18 protein-coding genes and 1 tRNA gene are annotated in these 20,484 nt (G+C 34.2%); 9 read left to right on the top strand and 10 right to left on the bottom strand.

The window, feature by feature from the left end:
• Nucleotides 1-362 precede the first annotated feature (362 nt).
• Complete coding sequence (locus tag ACTYA4_RS03355; RefSeq protein ID WP_443480190.1) at nt 363-1,709, top strand: glucose-6-phosphate isomerase; 1,347 nt, start codon at nt 363-365, stop codon at nt 1,707-1,709.
• Nucleotides 1,710-2,221: 512 nt separating this feature from the next.
• Here ACTYA4_RS03355 and ACTYA4_RS03350 read toward each other — a convergent pair.
• Complete coding sequence (locus ACTYA4_RS03350; protein ID WP_443480189.1) at nt 2,222-3,214, bottom strand: potassium channel family protein; 993 nt, start codon at nt 3,212-3,214, stop codon at nt 2,222-2,224.
• A 508-nt stretch (nt 3,215-3,722) separates the two neighbouring features.
• On the opposite strand from ACTYA4_RS03350, the gene ACTYA4_RS03345 reads away from it, so the two are divergent.
• The 4 genes from ACTYA4_RS03345 to ACTYA4_RS03330 are packed head-to-tail and all read left to right on the top strand — an operon-like array spanning nt 3,723 to nt 7,329.
• Nucleotides 3,723-4,463: a GTP cyclohydrolase II gene (locus ACTYA4_RS03345; protein WP_443480188.1), complete on the top strand. Its 741-nt coding sequence runs from the start codon at nt 3,723-3,725 to the stop codon at nt 4,461-4,463.
• Between the two features lie 12 nt (nt 4,464-4,475).
• On the top strand, nt 4,476-5,570 hold the full coding sequence (gene ribD, locus ACTYA4_RS03340; RefSeq protein ID WP_443480187.1) for a bifunctional diaminohydroxyphosphoribosylaminopyrimidine deaminase/5-amino-6-(5-phosphoribosylamino)uracil reductase RibD: 1,095 nt from the start codon (nt 4,476-4,478) through the stop codon (nt 5,568-5,570).
• Nucleotides 5,571-5,600: 30 nt separating this feature from the next.
• Entirely contained in the window at nt 5,601-6,716 is a 1,116-nt protein-coding gene (locus ACTYA4_RS03335; RefSeq protein WP_443480186.1) for an FAD-dependent monooxygenase, read from the top strand.
• Between the two features lie 34 nt (nt 6,717-6,750).
• Nucleotides 6,751-7,329, top strand: coding sequence for a 5' nucleotidase, NT5C type (locus ACTYA4_RS03330; RefSeq protein WP_443480185.1), 579 nt, complete (start codon nt 6,751-6,753; stop codon nt 7,327-7,329).
• Between the two features lie 24 nt (nt 7,330-7,353).
• Here ACTYA4_RS03330 and chrS read toward each other — a convergent pair whose 3' ends face one another.
• Genes chrS through chrB form a run of 3 tightly spaced genes read right to left on the bottom strand, consistent with a single transcriptional unit; the run spans nt 7,354 to nt 8,965 of the window.
• Nucleotides 7,354-7,830 (bottom strand): chromate efflux transcriptional regulator ChrS, encoded by a 477-nt coding sequence (gene chrS / locus ACTYA4_RS03325; protein WP_443480184.1) that lies wholly within the window; start codon nt 7,828-7,830, stop codon nt 7,354-7,356.
• 26 nt (nt 7,831-7,856) lie between these two features.
• Nucleotides 7,857-8,393: a chromate efflux transporter ChrA gene (gene chrA, locus ACTYA4_RS03320; protein WP_443480183.1), complete on the bottom strand. Its 537-nt coding sequence runs from the start codon at nt 8,391-8,393 to the stop codon at nt 7,857-7,859.
• Nucleotides 8,390-8,965, bottom strand: a complete 576-nt coding sequence (chrB, locus tag ACTYA4_RS03315; protein WP_443480182.1) for a chromate efflux transporter ChrB — start codon at nt 8,963-8,965, stop codon at nt 8,390-8,392. Before chrB ends, chrA begins: the two co-directional genes overlap by 4 nt.
• Nucleotides 8,966-10,320: 1,355 nt before the next feature.
• Here chrB and ACTYA4_RS03310 point away from each other — a divergent pair.
• Nucleotides 10,321-10,938, top strand: coding sequence for a flavin reductase family protein (locus tag ACTYA4_RS03310; protein WP_443480181.1), 618 nt, complete (start codon nt 10,321-10,323; stop codon nt 10,936-10,938).
• Nucleotides 10,939-10,954: 16 nt separating this feature from the next.
• A complete protein-coding gene (locus ACTYA4_RS03305) occupies nt 10,955-11,563 on the top strand; it encodes an alpha/beta hydrolase (protein ID WP_443480180.1) in 609 nt (202 codons plus the stop codon).
• Between the two features lie 52 nt (nt 11,564-11,615).
• Here ACTYA4_RS03305 and nfsA read toward each other — a convergent pair whose 3' ends face one another.
• Nucleotides 11,616-12,356 carry an oxygen-insensitive NADPH nitroreductase gene (nfsA, locus tag ACTYA4_RS03300; protein WP_443480179.1) on the bottom strand — a complete coding sequence of 247 codons (741 nt, stop codon included), beginning with the start codon at nt 12,354-12,356 and terminating at the stop codon, nt 11,616-11,618.
• 148 nt (nt 12,357-12,504) lie between these two features.
• Here nfsA and ACTYA4_RS03295 point away from each other — a divergent pair, with 148 nt between their 5' ends.
• Complete coding sequence (locus tag ACTYA4_RS03295) at nt 12,505-13,500, top strand: zinc-dependent alcohol dehydrogenase family protein (RefSeq protein ID WP_443480178.1); 996 nt, start codon at nt 12,505-12,507, stop codon at nt 13,498-13,500.
• A gap of 47 nt (nt 13,501-13,547) precedes the next feature.
• On the opposite strand, the gene ACTYA4_RS03290 is transcribed toward ACTYA4_RS03295, so the two are convergent.
• Nucleotides 13,548-14,969, bottom strand: a complete 1,422-nt coding sequence (locus ACTYA4_RS03290; RefSeq protein WP_443480177.1) for an Ig-like domain-containing protein — start codon at nt 14,967-14,969, stop codon at nt 13,548-13,550.
• A 246-nt stretch (nt 14,970-15,215) separates the two neighbouring features.
• Between ACTYA4_RS03290 and tlp the strand changes: the two genes are divergently transcribed.
• Nucleotides 15,216-15,446, top strand: a complete 231-nt coding sequence (tlp, locus tag ACTYA4_RS03285; RefSeq protein WP_443480429.1) for a small acid-soluble spore protein Tlp — start codon at nt 15,216-15,218, stop codon at nt 15,444-15,446.
• 113 nt (nt 15,447-15,559) lie between these two features.
• Here tlp and nspC read toward each other — a convergent pair whose 3' ends face one another.
• From nspC to ACTYA4_RS03265, 4 genes are all read right to left on the bottom strand, one after another.
• Nucleotides 15,560-16,699 (bottom strand): carboxynorspermidine decarboxylase, encoded by a 1,140-nt coding sequence (nspC, locus tag ACTYA4_RS03280; protein ID WP_443480176.1) that lies wholly within the window; start codon nt 16,697-16,699, stop codon nt 15,560-15,562.
• Between the two features lie 10 nt (nt 16,700-16,709).
• Nucleotides 16,710-17,909: a saccharopine dehydrogenase family protein gene (locus ACTYA4_RS03275; protein ID WP_443480175.1), complete on the bottom strand. Its 1,200-nt coding sequence runs from the start codon at nt 17,907-17,909 to the stop codon at nt 16,710-16,712.
• Between the two features lie 438 nt (nt 17,910-18,347).
• A tRNA-Ala gene (locus ACTYA4_RS03270) sits at nt 18,348-18,420 on the bottom strand.
• Between the two features lie 414 nt (nt 18,421-18,834).
• Nucleotides 18,835-19,527, bottom strand: coding sequence for an MgtC/SapB family protein (locus tag ACTYA4_RS03265; protein ID WP_443480174.1), 693 nt, complete (start codon nt 19,525-19,527; stop codon nt 18,835-18,837).
• Nucleotides 19,528-20,484: the final 957 nt, after the last annotated feature.

Raw genomic sequence — 20,484 nt, 5'->3', positions numbered from 1 at the left:
CATCTCTATCATCTACAATAGAAAGGGAGAGTCCATCTCCTACTGGGACTAACTGTTTTTTATCATTTATTATTTTTTAACAAGAAACCATAAAATTAGATGAGTGTCTAACTCCAGCGCCTAGCCCCTGTGAAAAATAACCCTTTGCCTCTAAAAGTAAAAAGCACTTTTCGAGTCAAATGAACATTTTTCTTCGGGGCTGATCAAGGCGCTTCCGTTTTTCTTTGTATTCTTGAATAAAAAGTGAAAGAATAAAAAAAGTCACTATGAATGCGCTTACATTCGAAGATCTTTCTTGATTAGTTTTCATACATTCGTTAAAGTGAAATAGGAAGCAAAAATAATAATATGGAGGATCATTTATGACACACGTTCGTTTTGATTACTCAAAGGCACTTAGTTTCTTTGGAGAACATGAAATTACATATTTAGAAGATGCAGTGAAAGTTGCTCATCATTCATTACATGAAAAGACAGGCGCAGGTAATGACTTTTTAGGATGGATTGACCTGCCGGTAGATTATGATAAAGAAGAATTTTCTCGTATCGTAAAAGCAGCAGAAAAAATTAAAAATGATTCTGAGGTACTACTTGTAATTGGTATCGGAGGATCTTATTTAGGAGCACGTGCGGCTATTGAAATGTTAAATCACAGCTTCTATAATGCGTTATCAAAAGAAGAAAGAAAAACACCGCAAATTGTATTTATCGGAAAAGATATCAGTTCTACTTATATGAGTGATGTAATTGATTTCTTAGGAGATAAAGATTTTTCTATTAATGTTATTTCAAAATCTGGAACTACGACTGAACCTGCAATCGCTTTCCGTATTTTCCGTAAATTACTGGAACAAAAATACGGAAAAGAAGAAGCAAAAGGTAGAATTTATGCAACAACAGATAAAGCAAGAGGTGCTTTAAAAACATTAGCGACAGAAGAAGGTTTTGAGTCCTTTATCATTCCTGATGATGTTGGCGGACGTTATTCTGTTTTAACACCAGTTGGATTATTGCCAATTGCTGTAAGTGGTGCGGATGTTGAAGCAATGATGAAGGGTGCTGCGGCTGCAAGAGAAGATTTCAGTAACTCTGAATTAAAAGATAATATTGCATATCAATATGCAGCAGTACGCAATGTCCTTTATAACAAAGGAAAAACAATTGAAATGTTAATTAACTACGAGCCAGGCTTACAATATTTTTCTGAGTGGTGGAAACAATTATTTGGCGAAAGTGAAGGAAAAGACCAAAAAGGTATTTATCCGTCTTCTGCCAATTTCTCAACAGACCTTCATTCATTAGGACAATACGTGCAAGAAGGACGTCGTGATCTGTTTGAAACAATTGTAAAAGTAGACAAACCTCGTCATGAATTAACAATTGAAGCAGAAGAAAACGACTTAGATGGACTAAATTATTTAGCTGGTAAAACAGTTGATTTTGTTAATAATAAAGCGTTCGAAGGTACGTTATTAGCACATACAGATGGTGGAGTACCAAACTTAGTCGTTACTATTCCAGAAATGAATGAGTACACATTTGGATATTTAGTGTACTTCTTCGAAAAAGCATGTGCAATCAGCGGCTACTTATTAGGTGTTAATCCATTCGATCAACCAGGAGTAGAAGCATATAAAGTAAATATGTTTGCACTACTTGGCAAACCAGGCTTTGAAGAGAAAAAAGCAGAACTAGAAAGCCGTCTGTAATAAACAAGAGCATATACCTTGTGTTTCATATTCTATTTGGAATGTGGAATCGGGTATATGCTCTTTTTATATTATGCTCTGTTAAATGATCATGTTGTTTATAGTAAGGGAATCTGTGAGACTCCTGCGGAAAAAAGGGGCTAGAAGACCCTGCAAGACTCGGCGCTCGTACCGTGAAAAGCAGCGATAAGCTTCGGAAAACCTCTTTTAATAGAACTTATTTTCAGGGTAGACACTCATACAATAAAAATTTGCACCATGGCGCATGAAAAGAAGCAGTATCCCTATTTTTTAGCGCAGAGCAGCTGGCATATACGAAGACTCCTATGGGATTAGCGGGATAGCCGAGACCCCGCAGGAGCGCTAGCGACGAGGAGGCTCGACACCCAACCCATGGAAAGCGAAGTGTATGTCGGCTGCGGACTACTCACAAGAACATCACACTTTTCAGGGGAGTCTAATTATTAAATAAGTTGTGTAAAAAGGATTAATATTTGTCCACAACCAAAATATTATGTAATTACAATTAGTTGATCATTAGTTTCTATTAAAAAAGAAGCATCAGGATTAATAAATGATGTTTCTCCTCTTTTAATTCCTAGGAGTAAGTGTCCTTCTTTTAATAATTGTGCACTTAATGTGACAAAATCCATGTCTTCAAATATTCCCCACTTGTTTAATGGTATAATTTCCAGTTTCTTATTTTGTACTTGATAAAGTAAATCAATAAATGTTGTCAGTGTATTTTGTACCTGTAAACTGCTGTGCATCACAAGACTTGTTAAACGATTGGACTGTATAATTTCATCTGCTCCAGCTCTTCTTGCATTAGATACTTGCTCTGCTTTTAAAATTTCAACTATGCATAGAGTAGATGGGTTTAACCCTTTAATGGCTAAAAGGGTTAAGATGGAGCTCATATCAGCATGTAGTTCATCTTTGCTTTGATCAGATGTAATCATCACTTTATCGGCAACGGTGATATTGGCCATCAGCAAAGTACTGTCGAGGTTAGGGTTTCCTTGGATAAAATGAATCGCTTCTGGTAAAGGGTTTGTTTGCAATGACTCATCAATTAACGTAATAGAAGATTTTATTTGTTCCTGTAATAAAGAGTAGATAAGTGCTTTTGAGCGTTCATTCCAGCCAACTATTACTACATGCTTTTTCCCTTTATAAGTAGATTTCCCTTCCATAAAAGCATTTTGTTTGGAAACTGCTGCTGTAGCTAATGTTACAAAATAAGTAGATATAAAACCAACACCAACAAAAATTAGTAGAATTCCGGTTATTTTTCCTAAAAATGTTTCAGGAACAGAATCACCATAGCCAACTGTAGATATTGTGATAATCGCCCACCAAATGCCATCGAAAAAAGTAGGGAACTTCGTCGGTTCTATAAATGTGATGGCAATTCCAAATGTAGTAATGATGAGAACAACAATAAATAAGATTCTTAATGTCATCGGTAAGCGTAAAAAGGCGGTTAAAACGTTATTTGGCAATAGGTTCACCTCTATTAAAGCATGAATTTTTTTAAAAGATAAGAAAGTATAAAATTTCGAACCTAGTTTAGTGTCTAGCTCCAGCGCCTAGCCCCTGTGAAAGATAACCTCTTGACTCAAAAAGTAAATAGCACTTTTTGAGTCAAGAGAACATTTTTCTTCGGGGCTGAGCAAGGGCGCCTGCGCTTTTCTTATATAAGTATGGACAAACTCAACAGCTTTCAGACTGATTGTTCGGATTGTAAAGCAAGTGCTGATAAAATGGAAACATAAATTAGTGAAAAAACATAGAAATAACTTGCTCTGAGAATGTACAATAAGATGAAGTCTGTAATCGAAAAAAACTAAAGAAGACTTAGCCAATGCATTACTTGACGTTAATCTATAATCAATATATACTTACTTACATAAAGTAAGTGTTGAAGGTAATAAAAAACTTGACTGTTCCTCTAGCTTTTACACAAAATAAGAAGAGAAAACATGCTAGCGGAAAAAGGAGATTATAAATATGAAAAAAGAAGTCATCAATCTTCTTCAAAATAAAATGGAACTAATTCAAATAAATGATGCAAATAATTTATGTCTTGTTGGACCAGTAAAGCTGCCGGTACAATTAGACGATAAGGTAATAACATTTCAATGGTATACATGGCTTCCTGTTGAGAAAAATCAAACAAAAGAAGAACTATTGGAGATACTGCCTGCTTTAAAGTTAGCTGATTATCAACAGTCTTCTGTGCTTGTATATGGAGATTTTAAAGAGTCTGATGATGCATTAATTCGTATGCATAGCATTTGTCATACAGGAGATATATTTGGAAGCAAACGTTGTGATTGCGGCTTTCAATTGCGAGAAGCAATGAAAATGATCGTTGAGAATGGCAGCGGAGCATTATTTTATCTTGCTGATCATGAAGGTAGAGGCATTGGCTTATTTTCTAAATCTTTAGCGTATCTTTTGCAGCAAGAAGGATTAGATACAGTAGAAGCGAACCATGCACTTGATTTTTCAGATGATCTTCGCAGCTATGAAGAACCAATAAAAGTTCTTCAGTTTTTACGTCAAAAACAAGTAAAACTGATTACAAACAATCCGAAAAAGTTAGAAGCATTAAAATCTTTAGGACTAACGGCGAAAGAAAATATTCCCATTTGGGGAGATGTCTCCGAATTTAATGAAAACTATTTAAAAACAAAAGTTCAAAAATCGGGTCATATTCCAGTAAACGAAAAAATCGGTATGTTATAAGGGAGAAAAAGGATGAAAAAAGATCAGGATTTTATGAGAATGGCATTAGATCTTGCAGAAACGGCAAAAGGAAAAACCAATCCAAACCCGGTTGTCGGTGCAATCCTTGTGAAAGATGGCGTTATCGTCGGGTCAGGCATCCACCGGAAGGCCGGAGAACCGCATGCAGAGGTGCATGCCTTTAACATGGCAGGCGAGCATGCACTTGATGCAACATTATATGTAACGCTTGAACCATGCTCTCATTATGGCAAAACACCTCCTTGTGCAACGCTTGTGAAAGAGTCTGGTGTCAAACGAGTAGTTGTTGCAACAGAAGATCCTAATCCTGCTGTAGCTGGAAGAGGTATAAACCTGCTTAAAGATGCTGGAGTTGAGGTTGAAGTGGGATTATTGAAGGCGGAGGCACAAAAAATAAACGAACGGTTTATTCATAATATGGTTCATGAAACTCCTTTTGTTATTTCAAAGGTTGCGATGACATTAGACGGCAAAATTGCTGCATATACTGGGCACAGTCAATGGATTACAGGAGAAGAAGCAAGGCAGGAGGTTCATTATTTACGTAATGAAGTGGATGCCATCCTAGTTGGAGTCGGAACTGTTTTGGCTGATAATCCTAAATTAACAACACGATTAAGCATTCCTTCCAAAAATCCGGTTCGTATTATTATGGATTCGAAGCTTCGAACACCTGTTGATGCAAATGTAGCTGACTGTTCTCAAGCTGCAACGATAATTGTTACAACAGAAGATGCAAATAATGAAAAAGCCAAGGCATTAGCTGCAAAAGGAGTCCAAATTATTACTGTTTCTTCAGAAGACGGCAAAATCAATAGTAAAGAAGCTTTAAAATATTTATATAAAGAAGGAATTACCGATATTTTGTTAGAAGGCGGAAGTGAAATAAACGCAAGCTTTTTGCGAGAAGGACTTATTCAAAAGTATATCATCTATGTTGCACCGAAAATTCTCGGCGGCAAAAACTCATATACACCATTTAGGGGCGATGATGTAGAAACGATACATGAAGCAGTTGAATTAAGTTATGAAACCGTTGAAAAAGTTGGTTCTGATTTAAGAATCACTGCCTATCCTATTGGTTAGCAAAGTCATGGCTATAAAAGAACATTTCAGATGAAAGTAACGGAAAGAGTGGAAGAAATGACGGTACTATATACAGATGTTTGTATAGTTGGTGCAGGTCCAGGGGGAGCATTATTAGCTTACTTATTAGCACGAGAAAATATTTCAACTTTATTGTTAGAACGTCATCAAGATATTAACAAAGAGTTCCGAGGAGAACATTTAAATGAAGAAGGAGAAAAAGTCCTTCAATATGCCGGATTGTATGAAAAGTTAGAAGACATAGGCGTTTTATTAATGGATCGAGTGGAATATGTTAATAAAGGCAAGATAATAAAAAACATCTTACCTAATCAAAATAGCAGTCATACAGGTATACATGTTCCACAAAACCATCTATTAAAATTACTTTTAAAAGAAGCAAGTCAATTTCTTTCTTTTCAGCTAAAGATGAATAGTAAAGTAGTAGATGTTAGAAAAGATGAAAATCATCATTATCGTGGAGTCACGGCAATAATAGATGGAGAAAAAGTAGATATTGAAAGCAACATTATAGTTGCTGCGGATGGGAGATTCTCCACTATAAGAAAAAAGGCAGCATTTCCTTTTACAACGATTAAACATGGATATGACTTATTATGGGCGAAAATACCTGCTCCTGCTAATTGGAAGCCGACGATAAAGATTGGGCTTGTTAATGATCAGCAAGTCGCTTTATTTACTCAATTTGGAGGATGTATTCAAATTGGATGGAATATTAAAGAAGATGAATACCCACAATTAAAAAAAGGTTCGTTTGATTTCTTTATTAAAGGTCTTATACAAGCATTTCCCGAATTGGAAGAAACAGTGACCAAACATATTCGTTCATGGAAAGATTTTGTATTACTGAAGGTAGAAAGTTCAAAAAGTCCTCAATGGGTGAAAAATAATGTTGTATTGATGGGAGATGCAGCTCATACAATGAGTCCTACTGGAGCATTTGGTTTAAACAGTTCTTTAAAAGATGCAGAGGCTCTTGCCAAAGTTATTAAAGCGATTCAGTTCGAAAATCAGCCATGTTCTTACTTAAAGCACTATGAAAAAATTAGAAAAGAAGATGTAGATGCTATTCAATTAGAACAGCTAAAACGAGAAGCAAGTTTTAAAGAAAATTTTATTCCATAAAATGAACCTTAATTTGTTCAGTGGAGGAGTTAAAATGAAGTTTGGATTTGATATTGATGATACACTAATTAATTTAAGAGAATATGCTTTTCAGCTATATAATCAAAAGTTGAATAAGAATCTTGATTTAAGTGTATTTCAAGCAATAAAAACAGTAGGAATACATGAACCATTCGGATTGCTTGCACATGAAGGAAAAGCATTATGGAATTCCATGAGGGAAGAGATTTATTTTACAAATTGTCCGCCATTCCCTATGGCAGTAGAAGTGCTGAATGAGTTGGTAAACAATGGACATGAAGTATATTATATTACAGCAAGAAATAAACAGTTTGCAGTGCAGACAAAAGATTGGATGAAACAACTAGGATTTCCGATTAGCGAGGAACATTTTTATTGTGGAATGGAAGATCATGAAAAAATACATGTTATCCATCGTTTAGAGTTGGATTACTACTTCGATGATAAGCCGGCAGTATTACATACACTTTTAGATACGTCGATTAATGTGTATGTAAAAGACCAGCCTTATAATAAAGAATTAAATATTAATAGAATAAAAGATTGGTCAGAGTTGCCACAGCTGCTAAAACAAAAAGGAAGTCAGGCTTAATAACAGCCGACTTCCTTTTTATAATTAAAGCTTCATTCCCATTCTACTTTTGTACCTTTTGATTAAAAGTTGACAGTCTACACTTACAATTCCTTCAATTGCATATAATTTGTCTGTTAAAAATGCTTCCATTTCTTGATTATCGGCAAAGATGCCATGCATATGCAATTTACTTGGACCTGTCATATGATAAAGACTCGAAACAGCAGGTTCAAGCGATAAAAGGTCCGCAACATGTTCTAAATATTTTGGTTCTACATCTACGTTAAAAAAAGCAGATACAGTCATCCCTATTTTTGTTGGGTTGATAACTGTGGTGAATTTTTCAATAATTCCTTGCTCCATTAATGTTTGAATTCTCATTTGTACCGCTACACGGGAAATACCGACAGATTTTCCGATATCTGTATATGAAAGGCGGCTGTTTTCATGAAGCAATGCTAATATGGCTTGATCTGTTTTATCCAATGTAAAGCTAGGAATTTGAAAGTCATTTGACATAAAATTCTCCTCTTTTTTTCAAGTCTTTAAATATGTGGAACAACAAGTCCGCCATAAAGAAAAGCAAGAATAATTACTAATGCAGGATGCAGTTTAACCTTTTGGAATAATAATAATGCAATAACAGCAATTGCTATCGTTTGAAAAAGTCCTAATGAATCATGTGATTCTTGAAAAAAATCAAATGTAAGCATAACCATAAGAGCTGTGATGACTGGTTGAACCATTATAGTCATTCCTTTAACAATTGCTGAATCTCTATGTTTACTCATTACGTTTAGCAAGAAAATAAGCGCAGCTGCAGATGGTAAAACAGTGGCTATTAAGGCAATGAGAAAACCTGGCCAACCACCCATTCCGTAGCCAACATAGGCAGCAACCTTTGTTGCAATTGGCCCTGGTAAAGCATTTCCTAATGCAAGCATACTGGAAAATTCTGCATTAGACAGCCAGTTGTATCGATTAACAATCTCTTCATACATTAATGGAATAGATGCAGGACCGCCTCCATAACCAAGCAGATTTGCTAGAAGAAAACTTAAAAATAGGCTTATTAATATCATCCTTTACGCACCTCTTTCTTTCTTTGAAATACTTTTTCTTTAATTTTAAAATGGAAAGCTCCATATATTAAAGAAATTAAAATAACGATTGCTGGATGAATAGAGATGGTTTGGATAAGGATTAAACAAACAACTGATAATAATATTCCAATATATATTCCTAACCCTTTGACAGCTTTTTCCCCAAACTCGTATGCCATTATTCCCAACATCACTGCAATGACCGGTTGTACAGCAGAAATCATGCCTCTAACAATTGGGGAGTTGCTTAATTCATTAACGAAGGTGATTAATAATACCATCGCTAAACAAGTAGGAAGAATATGCGCTAAAACGCTGACAATGGCACCAAGAGGTCCTTTTACCTTGTATCCTAAATAAGCAGCCATTTTAGTAGCAATGGGTCCTGGCAGCGTATTTGCAATGGCTAATACTTCACCAAATTCATCATTATTAACCCATTTAAAACGATTAACCGCTTCATGGCGAATAAGTGGAATAACAGAAGGTCCTCCTCCAAAACCAAAAAGTCCTGATCGCATCATTCCAATAATAAGTTCTTTATATAACATCACTTTCTCCTTTCGATATGATAACGTTTTGTAATTTTTTAAAAATAAAGAGAAACAATACGTAAATATAATAGCATATTTTATGTGGATAAATAATAAAAAATGAGAAAAATAATTACAGTTTGCTTTTTGATTTTTGTAGATTCTATATAAAAAAAGAATACGTGGTGCTGCAAAAACGGAAAAAGCAAATTTAGTGATTCAAAATGCAAATATCGAAATGTTTTTACTGGAGAGTTAATGCAAGGAGATATCGCAATAGCAGATGATACGATGGGGAATACTTTTTATGTTTATCTGTTGTTCCGACATTAAAATTAAAAGGCAAAGGACTATTTAATTTTGAATCTTTCTCTTATATATCAGTTGAAGTTTAAAAAAGGATTGAAAAGATTGCTGCATAAATCTTTTCAACCCTTTTTTTAGTTGGCTAAACTTCCTGCAATGAAGTAAATCTTGCATAAAAAAGAGGTTGTCCAAATTTTAAGGCAACCTCAAAAAAATATATAGTAAAGAGGGGAAACTCTTAACAAGTATTATCTTAAAAGATAATTATGAAAAAATAATGAACAAATTATGAATAGATGAATAAAATTTAAAAAATATTCTTTGCTAGTATACAGAAATCCAAAAAAAACCTTCATAAATTGGTCATAATTATTTGGTATATTTCATGTAGGATGAAATTAAAGTGTATAAAAGCTAATAATAAGGAAAAGATGGAAGTATAATAAATGGAACCAATAGCTAATTCTGATATTAAATACCGTGTTTTGAAAACGCTCTCTTTTAATAATTGGATATGAATTATTAGTTAATCTACTTACCATTAAGGAGTGGATAGAAATGGAAGAACAACGAAATTTTTTAAAAGGATTAAAATGGGGAGTTATTATTAGTATACCTCTTTGGATTTCCTTTTTCGGCTGGTTAAAAATGATATACCTTATAATTTGACGATAAGCAGTCCACTTTTGGCTTTTAAGGATAGGAAGATGATTTATTATTTTCATGGATGTGATTTTGCTAAAAAGTTACATTTAAACAAATATTCGAAAAAAACCTCCTAAGTGTAGAGGTTTTTTCTTATTTAAACTAATGGAATGAATCTATTCAAAAATAATAATGTTCTATTTATAGAAACTAAACTGACAACAGGCCATTTGTGTCAGCAACTCTTAATCAATTAGTATTGTCAGTGGAGGTTAGCTCATCTAGTTTGATTTCGATTTTTTGTTACTTGTTTTTATTTTCCTTTCAGGTCCAAGTATATTTTCTTGACAGGATAAGCAAAGAAATAGTATTATTATCTCGAATTCAAGATATTTTAAATCGAAATTAGGAGGTAAAACACGATGCAATCAATTGATCCAGCTGCTTTATCGGCAAAAGAAGTCTATAAATTCTTCATAGGAAGCATTATTCCAAGACCAATCGCATTTGTGACAACGTTGACAGAAGGAACTATTTTAAATGGAGCACCGTTTAGCTTCTTTAATATTGTTTCTTCTGATCCACCTATTCTTTCGATTGCGGTGCAAAGAAAAGAAATGATACAAAAAGATACAGCACGTAATATTCAGCAAACGAAAGAATTTGTGATTCATATTTGTGATGAAGATAACATCGAGAAAATAAACGAAACGGCAGCAAATTTTCCAAGTGATATAAGCGAAATAGAAGAAGCGAAATTACAACCAGTTGATAGTTGGCTGATTTCAACACCAGGAATTATGGAAGCGAAAATTAGAATAGAATGCAAACTGGAAAAAATAATAACGATTAATAATGAGGAAGGAAAACCTGCTTGTGATCTAATATTAGGTCGTGCAGTTTATTTTCATATTTCAGATGATTTGTATAAGGATGGAAAAATCGATGCAAAACGTTTAAAACCCGTCAGCAGGATGGCTGGAAATGATTATAGTAAACTTGGCGAAACATTTACAATCGAAAGACCAAAACTAATATAGGAGAGGAGCACAAGATTTGAAACATATTTTTAAAAAAGGGAGAAATCCCCATAAACCCGTTCTTTTATTATTGCATGGTACAGGTGGAAATGAACAGGATTTACTTCCACTTGCAGATATGGTGGATCAAGAAGCGTCTGTATTAAGTGTTCGTGGAAATATTTTAGAAAATGGAATGCCTCGTTTTTTTCGTAGATTGGCTGAAGGCCTATTTGATGAAGAAGATTTGGTTTTTCGTACAAAAGAGCTTCATGCCTTTTTAGATGAAAGTGCAGAAAAATATGGGTTTGACCGAAATAACATTGTTGCAATTGGCTACTCTAATGGCGCAAATATTGCTGCAAGTATTTTATTTCATTATGCAAATGGATTAAAAGGAGCTATTCTTCATCATCCGATGGTGCCGCTCAAAGGAATAGAACTTCCAAATCTATTTGATTTGCCAGTTTTTATTTCAGCAGGAAATAATGATCCAATCTGTCCATTAAAAGAATCAGAAGAATTACAAGACTTATTAGAAAAAGCAGGCGCAGCTGTTGAAATGCATTGGGAAAATTTTGGACATCAGTTAACAAGAACAGAAGTGGAAGCTGCTGCAAAATGGTTTCAGCAATATTTTGTTTAAAAGTTAGGAAGCTGCCCAGGGATAAATCGGGACAGCTTCTATTAAATCGTTATTACCGTAAATCTTTTGCCGGAAATCCTTGTTTTTTCAGCATTTCAGCAATACTTGGATAATAGGGTTGATTATAGAAGGAGGCAATACGTTCTGTCCAGTTGGCTTCTTTGTCTCCACGATTCCTTAAATACTTATTAAATGTTTCATTATAAGATTGTAATAAAGGTAGTTGATCTTTATCATAATGTTCTTTATGCATAATGCTTTCTTTTGGCAAACGTGGTTTCACCCCAGGGTCTTCTGCAGGATAGCCAAGGCATAAACCGGAAATTGGGATAACATATTCAGGTAATTGTAGAAGCTCAATCACTTGCATGGAATTTCTTCTAATTCCGCCAATTGCAACAATTCCTAATCCAAGTGATTCAGCAGCGGCTATTGCGTTACCCATGGCAAGTCCCACATCCGTTGCCCCAACTAATAGCGCATCTACATCATCCACTGCTTGCATTTTTTTATTTTCTAACTCACTGGCAAGTTTTGCACGATAAAAATCTGCACAAAATACTAAAAAAACAGGTGCTTCGTTAATATGCTGCTGATTGCCGCATAGCTCTGCAAGTCGTTCTTTTCGTTTTATGTCTTCAATGACAATAATAGATACTTGTTGGCCATTAATCCAAGATGGGGCAGCTTGAGCTGTTGTTATAATCGTATCTAATAGGTCAGAGGATACAAGTTTTTCTGTGTATTTTCGATAAGAACGATGATTTTTTAATGTTTCAATAACGTTATTCATCTAAAAACTCCTTTATTTATGTACTAATTATTATCTTAACAAACTTCATCCTAATTGAGATAATTTTTTGTTTGGATCATTAAAAAGCAAATGCTATTGTTCTCGTATTAAAATTTTCTGTAAAATAAAAGAGAGAGGAGAGATGAAGATGAAAGCGCAAATGATAAAAGAATTTGGAGATTCGTCTGTATTTCAATTAGTGGAAACAGAAAAACCAGAAGTTATTTCTGGACATGTGTTAATTAAAGTAGCTGCAACAAGTGTAAATCCGATTGATACAAAGGTAAGAAGCGGAGCTGTTCCTGCTGCTGCACCGGAGCTTCCTGCCATTATACATGGAGATGTAGCCGGCATTGTAGAAGCAGTTGGAGAGGGAATAACTGACTTTAAAGTCGGCGATGAAGTGTTTGGTTGTGCAGGCGGTTTTAGAGGAACTGGCGGCGCACTTGCACAATATATGCTTGCTGATGCAGCATTGCTGGCACATAAACCAAAAAATATTTCCATGGAGGAGGCTGCTGCCATTCCATTAGTAGCAATCACTGCTTGGGAAGCTATATTTGAAAAAGGGAAATTAGCAGCCGGACAAGACATACTAATTCATGGTGCAACTGGTGGTGTCGGGCATATAGCTATTCAGCTGGCAAAATGGGCAGGAGCAAAAGTGTATACAACTGCTTCTTCCCCAAAGAAAATGGAATTGGCAAAGGAATTAGGTGCGGATGCTGCGATAAATTATAAGGAACAATCGGTGCAGGAATATGTAGAGCAATACACGAATGGAAAAGGATTTTCTGTTGTATTTGATACGGTAGGCGGAAAAAACTTAGACTATTCATTTGAAGCAGCTGCAATTAATGGAACCGTGTTGGCGATTGCGGCAAGATCTACTCATGATTTATCCCCATTACATAGTAAAGGATTATCCTTGCATGTTGAGTTTATGCTGTTGAAAATATTAAATAAAGAGAAACGTAAAGATCACGGTGCTGCATTAACGAAAATAGCCACCATAATAGAAGAAGGCAAGCTTCGTCCACTTATTGATAAAAAAGTGTTTACTTTTGATAATGTGTCAGAAGCTCATGATTATTTACAATCAGGTAAAGCAATAGGAAAAATCATTTTGAAAAATACATGGTGAAAAGAAGAAGACATTCAGCATAATTAAACTGGATGTCTTCTTTTTCATCATTTTACCACTTTAATAATGCTGGCTTTGCTTGTATTGTTGGCGGCATCTGTTGCTGTTGCATAAATCTTTGTGTTTACTTTTTGCGGTTTAATAGTAAATCTGAATCTTCCTTTTTTATCCGTAGTTCCCCAACCGATTTTTTTATTATTTACTTTCAGAATAACATGGGATGAGCTTTCAGCTTTTCCTGTTACCATTTTTGAAGTCGATTTGACTTTATCTAATTTTGGAGCAGAAGGGGCTGTTTTATCCACCACTGTGACTTTTTTCTTCTCACTTAATGCATGTAAATAATTTGTATACATAACTTCAAGTTTTGTACCGGCTTTTTGATGCGGTATATTAATTGTAAATTGCCCGTTATTATCAGAAACAGCAGAATTAAGGAGTGTTGCTCCTTTCTTAATCATAACATTAACATTTGCCGGTGCTTTTCCTGTAATGGATTTATCATTATCATCAATCTTATTAACGGACGGTGCATCCACCTTTTTTGTTATGTAAGCAGACGAAATATAACCAGTATACTTTCCATTAGAAGTTTTTACTGGATACCAGACAAATTGATTAGAGATATTAGGATCAGAATCATATACGAAAGTGCCATCAATCACTAAAGTCGCATTTTTTGCTAATTTGTGGATGGACTTAGACGTATTTGCCTCTTTTCTTAAACGAACATGATCATTTATTGTTACTACTTTATCCCCTTTATTTAAGGAATAGATGGATTCATGTAATTCCGATTGAAGATTATAGTTCAATGTTTGAAAAATAATATTATCTTCAGTATCAGGATTATATTGAAAATCTTCTTTAATTAAAGGAATAGGTGATAGGGTATGACTACTTAAAAAGCTATGTTCATATAGCTGGCGCAATACTTTTTCCTGATAAGCTTCTGAATTTATGTTCCCTGTGCTCTGAACAATCGGACTATTAATCGGCTTTGTACCGTTATAGGCCATAATTGGAAAATACCAGCTTTCCAATACTTGTTTATTTGCTCCGGAAATTTTTGGCAAATCGGTTCGATCATACATACTATTTAATATTTCTATGCCTGTTGAAATATTATAAACGATATCTGTTTTTAATCTTTCTTGATCATAATTTGTTTGGTTGGTAATTTGCATTAAGCCAATTCCACCATCTGCAGATATACTGGCTTCCCCGTTATCTTTAAATTGTTTCCAATCACTTTCTTGAGTAGCAATTGCTTTTGCCACCTCAGGAGGAATACCTGCTTTTAATGAGGTAGTTGTTAATAAGCAATTTATTTGCTTATTGGAGGGGTTTTGTCCTTGAAGGATGTTGCCACATTCCGTGCTATCTTCTGCAGCTGCTATAGAGACGGAATGAGATAATAAATAAAGTCCAAATAGAAGACTTAAGCTGACTTTGAAAATTTTGTTCATGAATGAAATATCCCCCTGTTTTTCCTGATAAATTCCTATTCTATAATTCTACTATATTTAGATGGATATAAAAGCTGGGAAATGAAAAAAATATTGGGAAATTATTGACTTCATATCGAAACTGCTTTTTCGTAAAAATTTCAGTTGAGAAAATGCAGATAAGCGAAAAAAAATCAATATGCACCGAATAAAATAAGTTGAAAACATACAAAATACATACGTATTTAATTACTAAGGAGGTCATGTATTTTGAATAAACCAAACCAAGATAATCGCTTAGATAATGTGGAAAAGCTGCAAGATATGGCAGAAAATACAGTTGAAAATATCGAAAAATCGGAACAAACATTATCATTTGCTGGTGAAGAAGAAAAAGCACAAATTGAACAAAAAAATAAAAGACGGGAACAATCTCTTCAAGCATTTAAAGAAGAGATAAAAGATGAAGCATCTGATCGGGAAAATGGCTATCAATAAAGTGAAACTTATTATAAACAAAAAATACACCTTGAGAGGTGTATTTTTTGTAAAAGAATGAATAAATCTTTGAAGTTACATAGATGTTCAGCTTCAGCGCTGAAGCTTTTCTTTTAAGATAATCGGTTGCTGTAATCTTCAAACTTAAATTGTCTTACCACTTTAATACCTTCTTCATCATTGTAAGATGCTATGGAAGGTAGGTTTACACCATTAAACATATGGTTCTTTACCATTGTGTAATGTGCCATATCACAGAATATTAATTTATCTCCTGGTTTTAACGGTTCTTTAAATGAATAGTCGCCAATAACATCTCCAGCTAAACAAGTCATTCCGCCAAGTCTGTATGTGTATTCATTTTCACTAGGCATTCCTGCATCAATAATATTTGGTCTGTATGGCATTTCTAGTACATCTGGCATATGACATGTTGCAGATGTATCTAAGATAGCAATATCCATCCCATTATTCACAATATCAAGAACAGTTGTAGCCAAGTAGCCAGTATTTAAAGCAATTGCTTCACCTGGTTCTAAATAAACGTCGACATCGTATTTTTCTTTTATGAACAAAATAGTCTCAACAAGCGTTTCAATATCATAATCAGGTCTCGTAATATGATGTCCGCCGCCAAAGTTGATCCACTTCATTTTTTTAATGTATTCGCCAAACTTTTCATCGACCACTTTAATCGTGCGTTTTAACGTATCAGAATTTTGTTCGCACATTGTATGAAAATGAAGACCATCAATGCCATCTAATTCTTCTGGTTTAAAGTTGTCCAATGTCACGCCGAATCGTGAGTAGGGAGCACATGGATTATAAAGTTGTGTTTCAATTTCTGAGTACTCTGGATTAATACGAAGACCTGTTTCGATTTTTTTGCCAGCGTTTTTTACTTTATCTTTAAAACGATTCCACTGATCAAATGAATTAAAGACAATATGATCTGTATATTGAAGCAATTCGTCAAACTCACTGTCCACGTATGCTGGTGCATATGCATGAACTTCTTTGCCCATCTTTTCAAAGCCAAGTCTTGCTTCAAAGAGGGAGCTTGATGTAACACCTGCTAAATATTTGCCTACTAAAGGAAAGACGGAATGCATCGAAAATCCTTTTAAGGCTAAAAGAATTTTTGCTCCTGTACGCTCTTGAACAGAATGCAGCACTTCTAAGTTTTTCTTTAACAGACGTTCGTCTACTACGTAACATGGTGAAGGTACTTGGTTAAAATCGATGTTTGTCATTTCTTTCCTCTCAATCTAAAAGAGTTGGAGAGAAGTTCTCCTGCCATGGTAATCCGTATTTATTTAATGCATCCATGAATGGATCTGGATCGAATTCTTCTACATTGTAAACCCCTGGTCTTTTCCAAACACCTTTCATGATTAACATTGCACCAATCATTGCAGGTACACCAGTAGTATAAGAAATAGCTTGTGATCCTACTTCTTTGTAGCATTCTTGGTGATCACAAATATTGTATACATAATAAGATTTCGGCTTGCCATCTTTTACCCCTTGGATAATACAGCCGATATTTGTTTTTCCTTTTGTTCTAGGTCCTAAAGAAGCAGGATCTGGCAGAATTTCTTTTAAAAATTGCAGCGGAATAATTTCTTTTCCTTCGTACATTATTGGTTCAATAGATGTCATTCCAACATTTTCAAGCACTTTTAAATGGTTTAAATAGTTGTCAGAGAATGTCATCCAGAATCTGATGCGTTTAAGACCTTTTATGTTAACAGCAAGGGATTCTAATTCTTCATGATATAAAAGATAGATATTTTTAGTTCCAACTTGATCTAAATCATATTCTCTTTTTTCAGAAAGAGGAGCTGTTTCAATCCACTGTCCATTTTCCCAATAACGTCCATTTGCTGTGATTTCGCGAATGTTGATTTCTGGGTTGAAGTTTGTTGCAAAAGGATAGCCATGATCTCCGCCATTTGCATCCACGATATCGATATAATGAATTTCATCAAAATGATGTTTTTGAGCGTATGCAGTAAATACACCCGTTACACCTGGATCGAATCCACTGCCTAATAATGCAGTCAACCCAGCTTCTTCAAATTTTTGTTTGTATTCCCATTGCCATTTATATTCAAACTTTGCTGTATCTGGCGGCTCGTAGTTTGCTGTATCCAGATAATGAACTCCTGTAGCAAGACATGCGTCCATAATCGTTAAATCTTGATATGGAAGAGCTACATTTATAACAACTTCAGGTTTAAAAGAATTGATTAATTCAATAACTTCTTCGGTTTTATCGGCATCAACTTGGGCTACTGAAACCTTTGTTTCGCCACCATCTAATTTATTTTTAAGCGCTTCACATTTAGAAAGCGTTCTGCTTGCAATACAAATTTCTTCGAATACGTCTGGCACTTGGCAACATTTATGTGCAACAACACTTGCAACACCACCAGCACCAATGATCAATGCTTTTCCCAAAATGAAAAACCTCCTTAATAATCGTTTTGAAAAAATTCAATATGCGCTGATTATACAGAATGTATGTCAAATAATCCATAAAATCCGACAAAATATAATTTTTTTTTTTCGTAAATATTATGAAGGATAGAAGATAAGGGAGAATGATACAAATGTTTTTATAAAATAATGAAAAATAATGGGGTTTGTGGAAAAAGTAAAAATAAATAACGGCTGTTTTCGTATAGCATTGTTGCTTTTAAACGCGAAGCCTGCTAAGAAACGCTTTTCCTAATGTATTATGTAAAAAAACAACCAACTTTTAGAAAACAGCCTAAATAAAATAAGCGATATTAAATATTGTCAACTGTTGACAATATTTAATATCGCTTTGATTAGTTTGCAAATTATATGCGCATATTTCAAAAACAATTTAGTGTTTTGATAGGTTTGAATAGATGGAGACTATCGGGATCGAACCGACGACCTCTTGCATGCCATGCAAGCGCTCTCCCAGCTGAGCTAAGCCCCCACAGAATTTAAAGACAATATTAATTATACAGATTATTGTCATTTTTTCAATCTTTTTTAATGGATTATTACTGGGATATTAAAAAAAAGGAAATCTTAAAAACTAGGCTCTGTTTAACGATAATGTTGTTTATGGGAAGGGAATCTGCGAGACTCTTGCCAGTTTGTCCGCGGAAAGGGAGTGGATTCCCTGATCTTTTGAAAATCAACAATGGAATTTACCAGAACCAAAAACTAAATGCAATTTGTTGTTCAAATTATTAAAGGTTGTTCAAAAAGTCCGGGAATATAGCTGTCGAATTTCTGCGCAAGCTTTTCTTATTACTTCTTTAAGCTGCACTTTCTTGAACTTCTTGGCTCTTATCGTCTTCCTTTCAAACAAGTGCTAATAGAAATTTCCTTATCCTAATCTTTGTTAATTTAAGCATTCAATTTCAATTTGTTCCACACCGTGCAGTTCTGAAATTTTTTGGTATACATCGGTGACTTCTCTTTTATGATCTACAATCAGCATAAGAAGAATAGAGTGCTCACCTGTCTCTAAATCTTTAATTCGAACATGTTTAATACCGATTTCTAGTGTTGAAATGGATTTAACAATCGATGATATATCTTGTTTTTCATGGGCTTTTAGTTTTACTTTAATGTCTTTTTCCCTTAATTGTCTTGGACCAATTAAACTCATTAAAAACGGAATTACTTTAACGCCGATTATTAAAAGTAGAACACCAGAAATTGCTTCCAAATAATAACCAGCACCTACAACTATTCCAATTCCGCCAGCTCCCCAAATAAGCGCAGCAGTAGTAAGACCTGAAATACTGTCGTTTCCTCTTCTTAAGATGACCCCAGCTCCCAAAAAACCAATTCCAGAGACAATTTGTGCAGGTAAACGCAATGGATCCATCTGAATATTTACTTCTTTGCTACCGGGAAATTTATAAGCAGCTTCTATAGAAATGATGGTTAATAAGCAGCTAACGATAGATATCACAAGACTTGTTTTTAACCCAACTGGTTTGCGTTTAATCTCTCTTTCTAAACCAATGATAATTCCTAAACCTGTTGATATTGCTAATTTAATAAAAAAATCTAATTCAAAATGCATTATGTCTCCCGTCCTTCCTCTTAAGTACAATTTTAAAAATATATTTTATGAATTTTATAAAAATTAAACGGGATTCTTTCTTAATCTTATTTTGAAAAAATCATCGATAGTAGGTTGTTTTTTAAACGTATGTAAAGAATGCTTAATTTATTACTAAGAGTAAGTAGGGTTATTAAAAAAGCACATGGAGGAATGAATCGTTTTCTATTAGGGGAAGAGGTGTTTTATTTTTTTATATATAGGCTGTTTTCTCAAAGTTAGTTGTTTTTTACATAAAAAACATTTGGATAAGTGTTTCTTAGCAACCTGTATACACGTAGACTCCTATAGGGGGATCGACGCTCTCTAAACGGACGAAGTGTATTCAAGCTGCGATTTTAAAAGCAATAATCTATACGAAAACAGCCTTTTAAATTAACACAAGTTTAACCAAAAGACTACTCCTATTTACCCCACCATTAACTGCAACTTTACATTGTTTAATAGAGGCAATTAGGAATAAGTATAATGATATATTATTTATAGTAGTTCCACTTGATATTTTTGGTTTATATTTCTTTACATTTTTGTAATAATTGAATATATCAACTATTAACCTATTTGCTTTCCAATCAAAGTGTAGATGAGAAGAAGGCTTTATTTCGACAAAAAACGTCGAAGTTCAAAATTGGCTTATTAATATTAATGGAACTATGTACATTTACAAAATAGTCTTCGATTTTTTTAATTGAAGTGAATTTATTTATATAAATATAGGAAGTTTTTTGGTTTGGTAAGTAAGTAATTGAATTCTTTTTTAAAAAAATAGAAAAAAGGGTTGTGTTGTTGAAATATACATGATATATTAAATCTCGTCCTCAACGAGACAAAGGAAATATGAAAAACTTTTTTTGGGAAGTTGTTGACAAGAAACGATATGATGTGATAAATTAGTAAAGTCGCTTATCAAGCGAAAAA

The organism is Niallia yueguangensis, assembly GCF_052663115.1.
The sequence above is the reverse complement of the archived record's forward strand: the minus strand, read 5'-3'. Positions and strand labels throughout refer to the sequence as shown.

Bases quoted from the DNA above. Each gene is read 5' to 3' on its own strand.
- ACTYA4_RS03295 (WP_443480178.1), top strand. From the start codon at position 12,505: ATGAAAGCGCAAATGATAAAAGAATTTGGAGATTCGTCTGTATTTCAA.
- nspC (WP_443480176.1), bottom strand. From the start codon at position 16,699: ATGACAAACATCGATTTTAACCAAGTACCTTCACCATGTTACGTAGTA.
- ribD (WP_443480187.1), top strand. From the start codon at position 4,476: ATGAAAAAAGATCAGGATTTTATGAGAATGGCATTAGATCTTGCAGAA.
- ACTYA4_RS03330 (WP_443480185.1), top strand. From the start codon at position 6,751: ATGAAGTTTGGATTTGATATTGATGATACACTAATTAATTTAAGAGAA.
- chrB (WP_443480182.1), bottom strand. From the start codon at position 8,965: ATGTTATATAAAGAACTTATTATTGGAATGATGCGATCAGGACTTTTT.
- ACTYA4_RS03335 (WP_443480186.1), top strand. From the start codon at position 5,601: ATGAAAGTAACGGAAAGAGTGGAAGAAATGACGGTACTATATACAGAT.
- ACTYA4_RS03355 (WP_443480190.1), top strand. From the start codon at position 363: ATGACACACGTTCGTTTTGATTACTCAAAGGCACTTAGTTTCTTTGGA.
- ACTYA4_RS03290 (WP_443480177.1), bottom strand. From the start codon at position 14,969: ATGAACAAAATTTTCAAAGTCAGCTTAAGTCTTCTATTTGGACTTTAT.
- chrS (WP_443480184.1), bottom strand. From the start codon at position 7,830: ATGTCAAATGACTTTCAAATTCCTAGCTTTACATTGGATAAAACAGAT.
- chrA (WP_443480183.1), bottom strand. From the start codon at position 8,393: ATGATATTAATAAGCCTATTTTTAAGTTTTCTTCTAGCAAATCTGCTT.
- ACTYA4_RS03345 (WP_443480188.1), top strand. From the start codon at position 3,723: ATGAAAAAAGAAGTCATCAATCTTCTTCAAAATAAAATGGAACTAATT.
- nfsA (WP_443480179.1), bottom strand. From the start codon at position 12,356: ATGAATAACGTTATTGAAACATTAAAAAATCATCGTTCTTATCGAAAA.
- ACTYA4_RS03265 (WP_443480174.1), bottom strand. From the start codon at position 19,527: ATGCATTTTGAATTAGATTTTTTTATTAAATTAGCAATATCAACAGGT.
- ACTYA4_RS03310 (WP_443480181.1), top strand. From the start codon at position 10,321: ATGCAATCAATTGATCCAGCTGCTTTATCGGCAAAAGAAGTCTATAAA.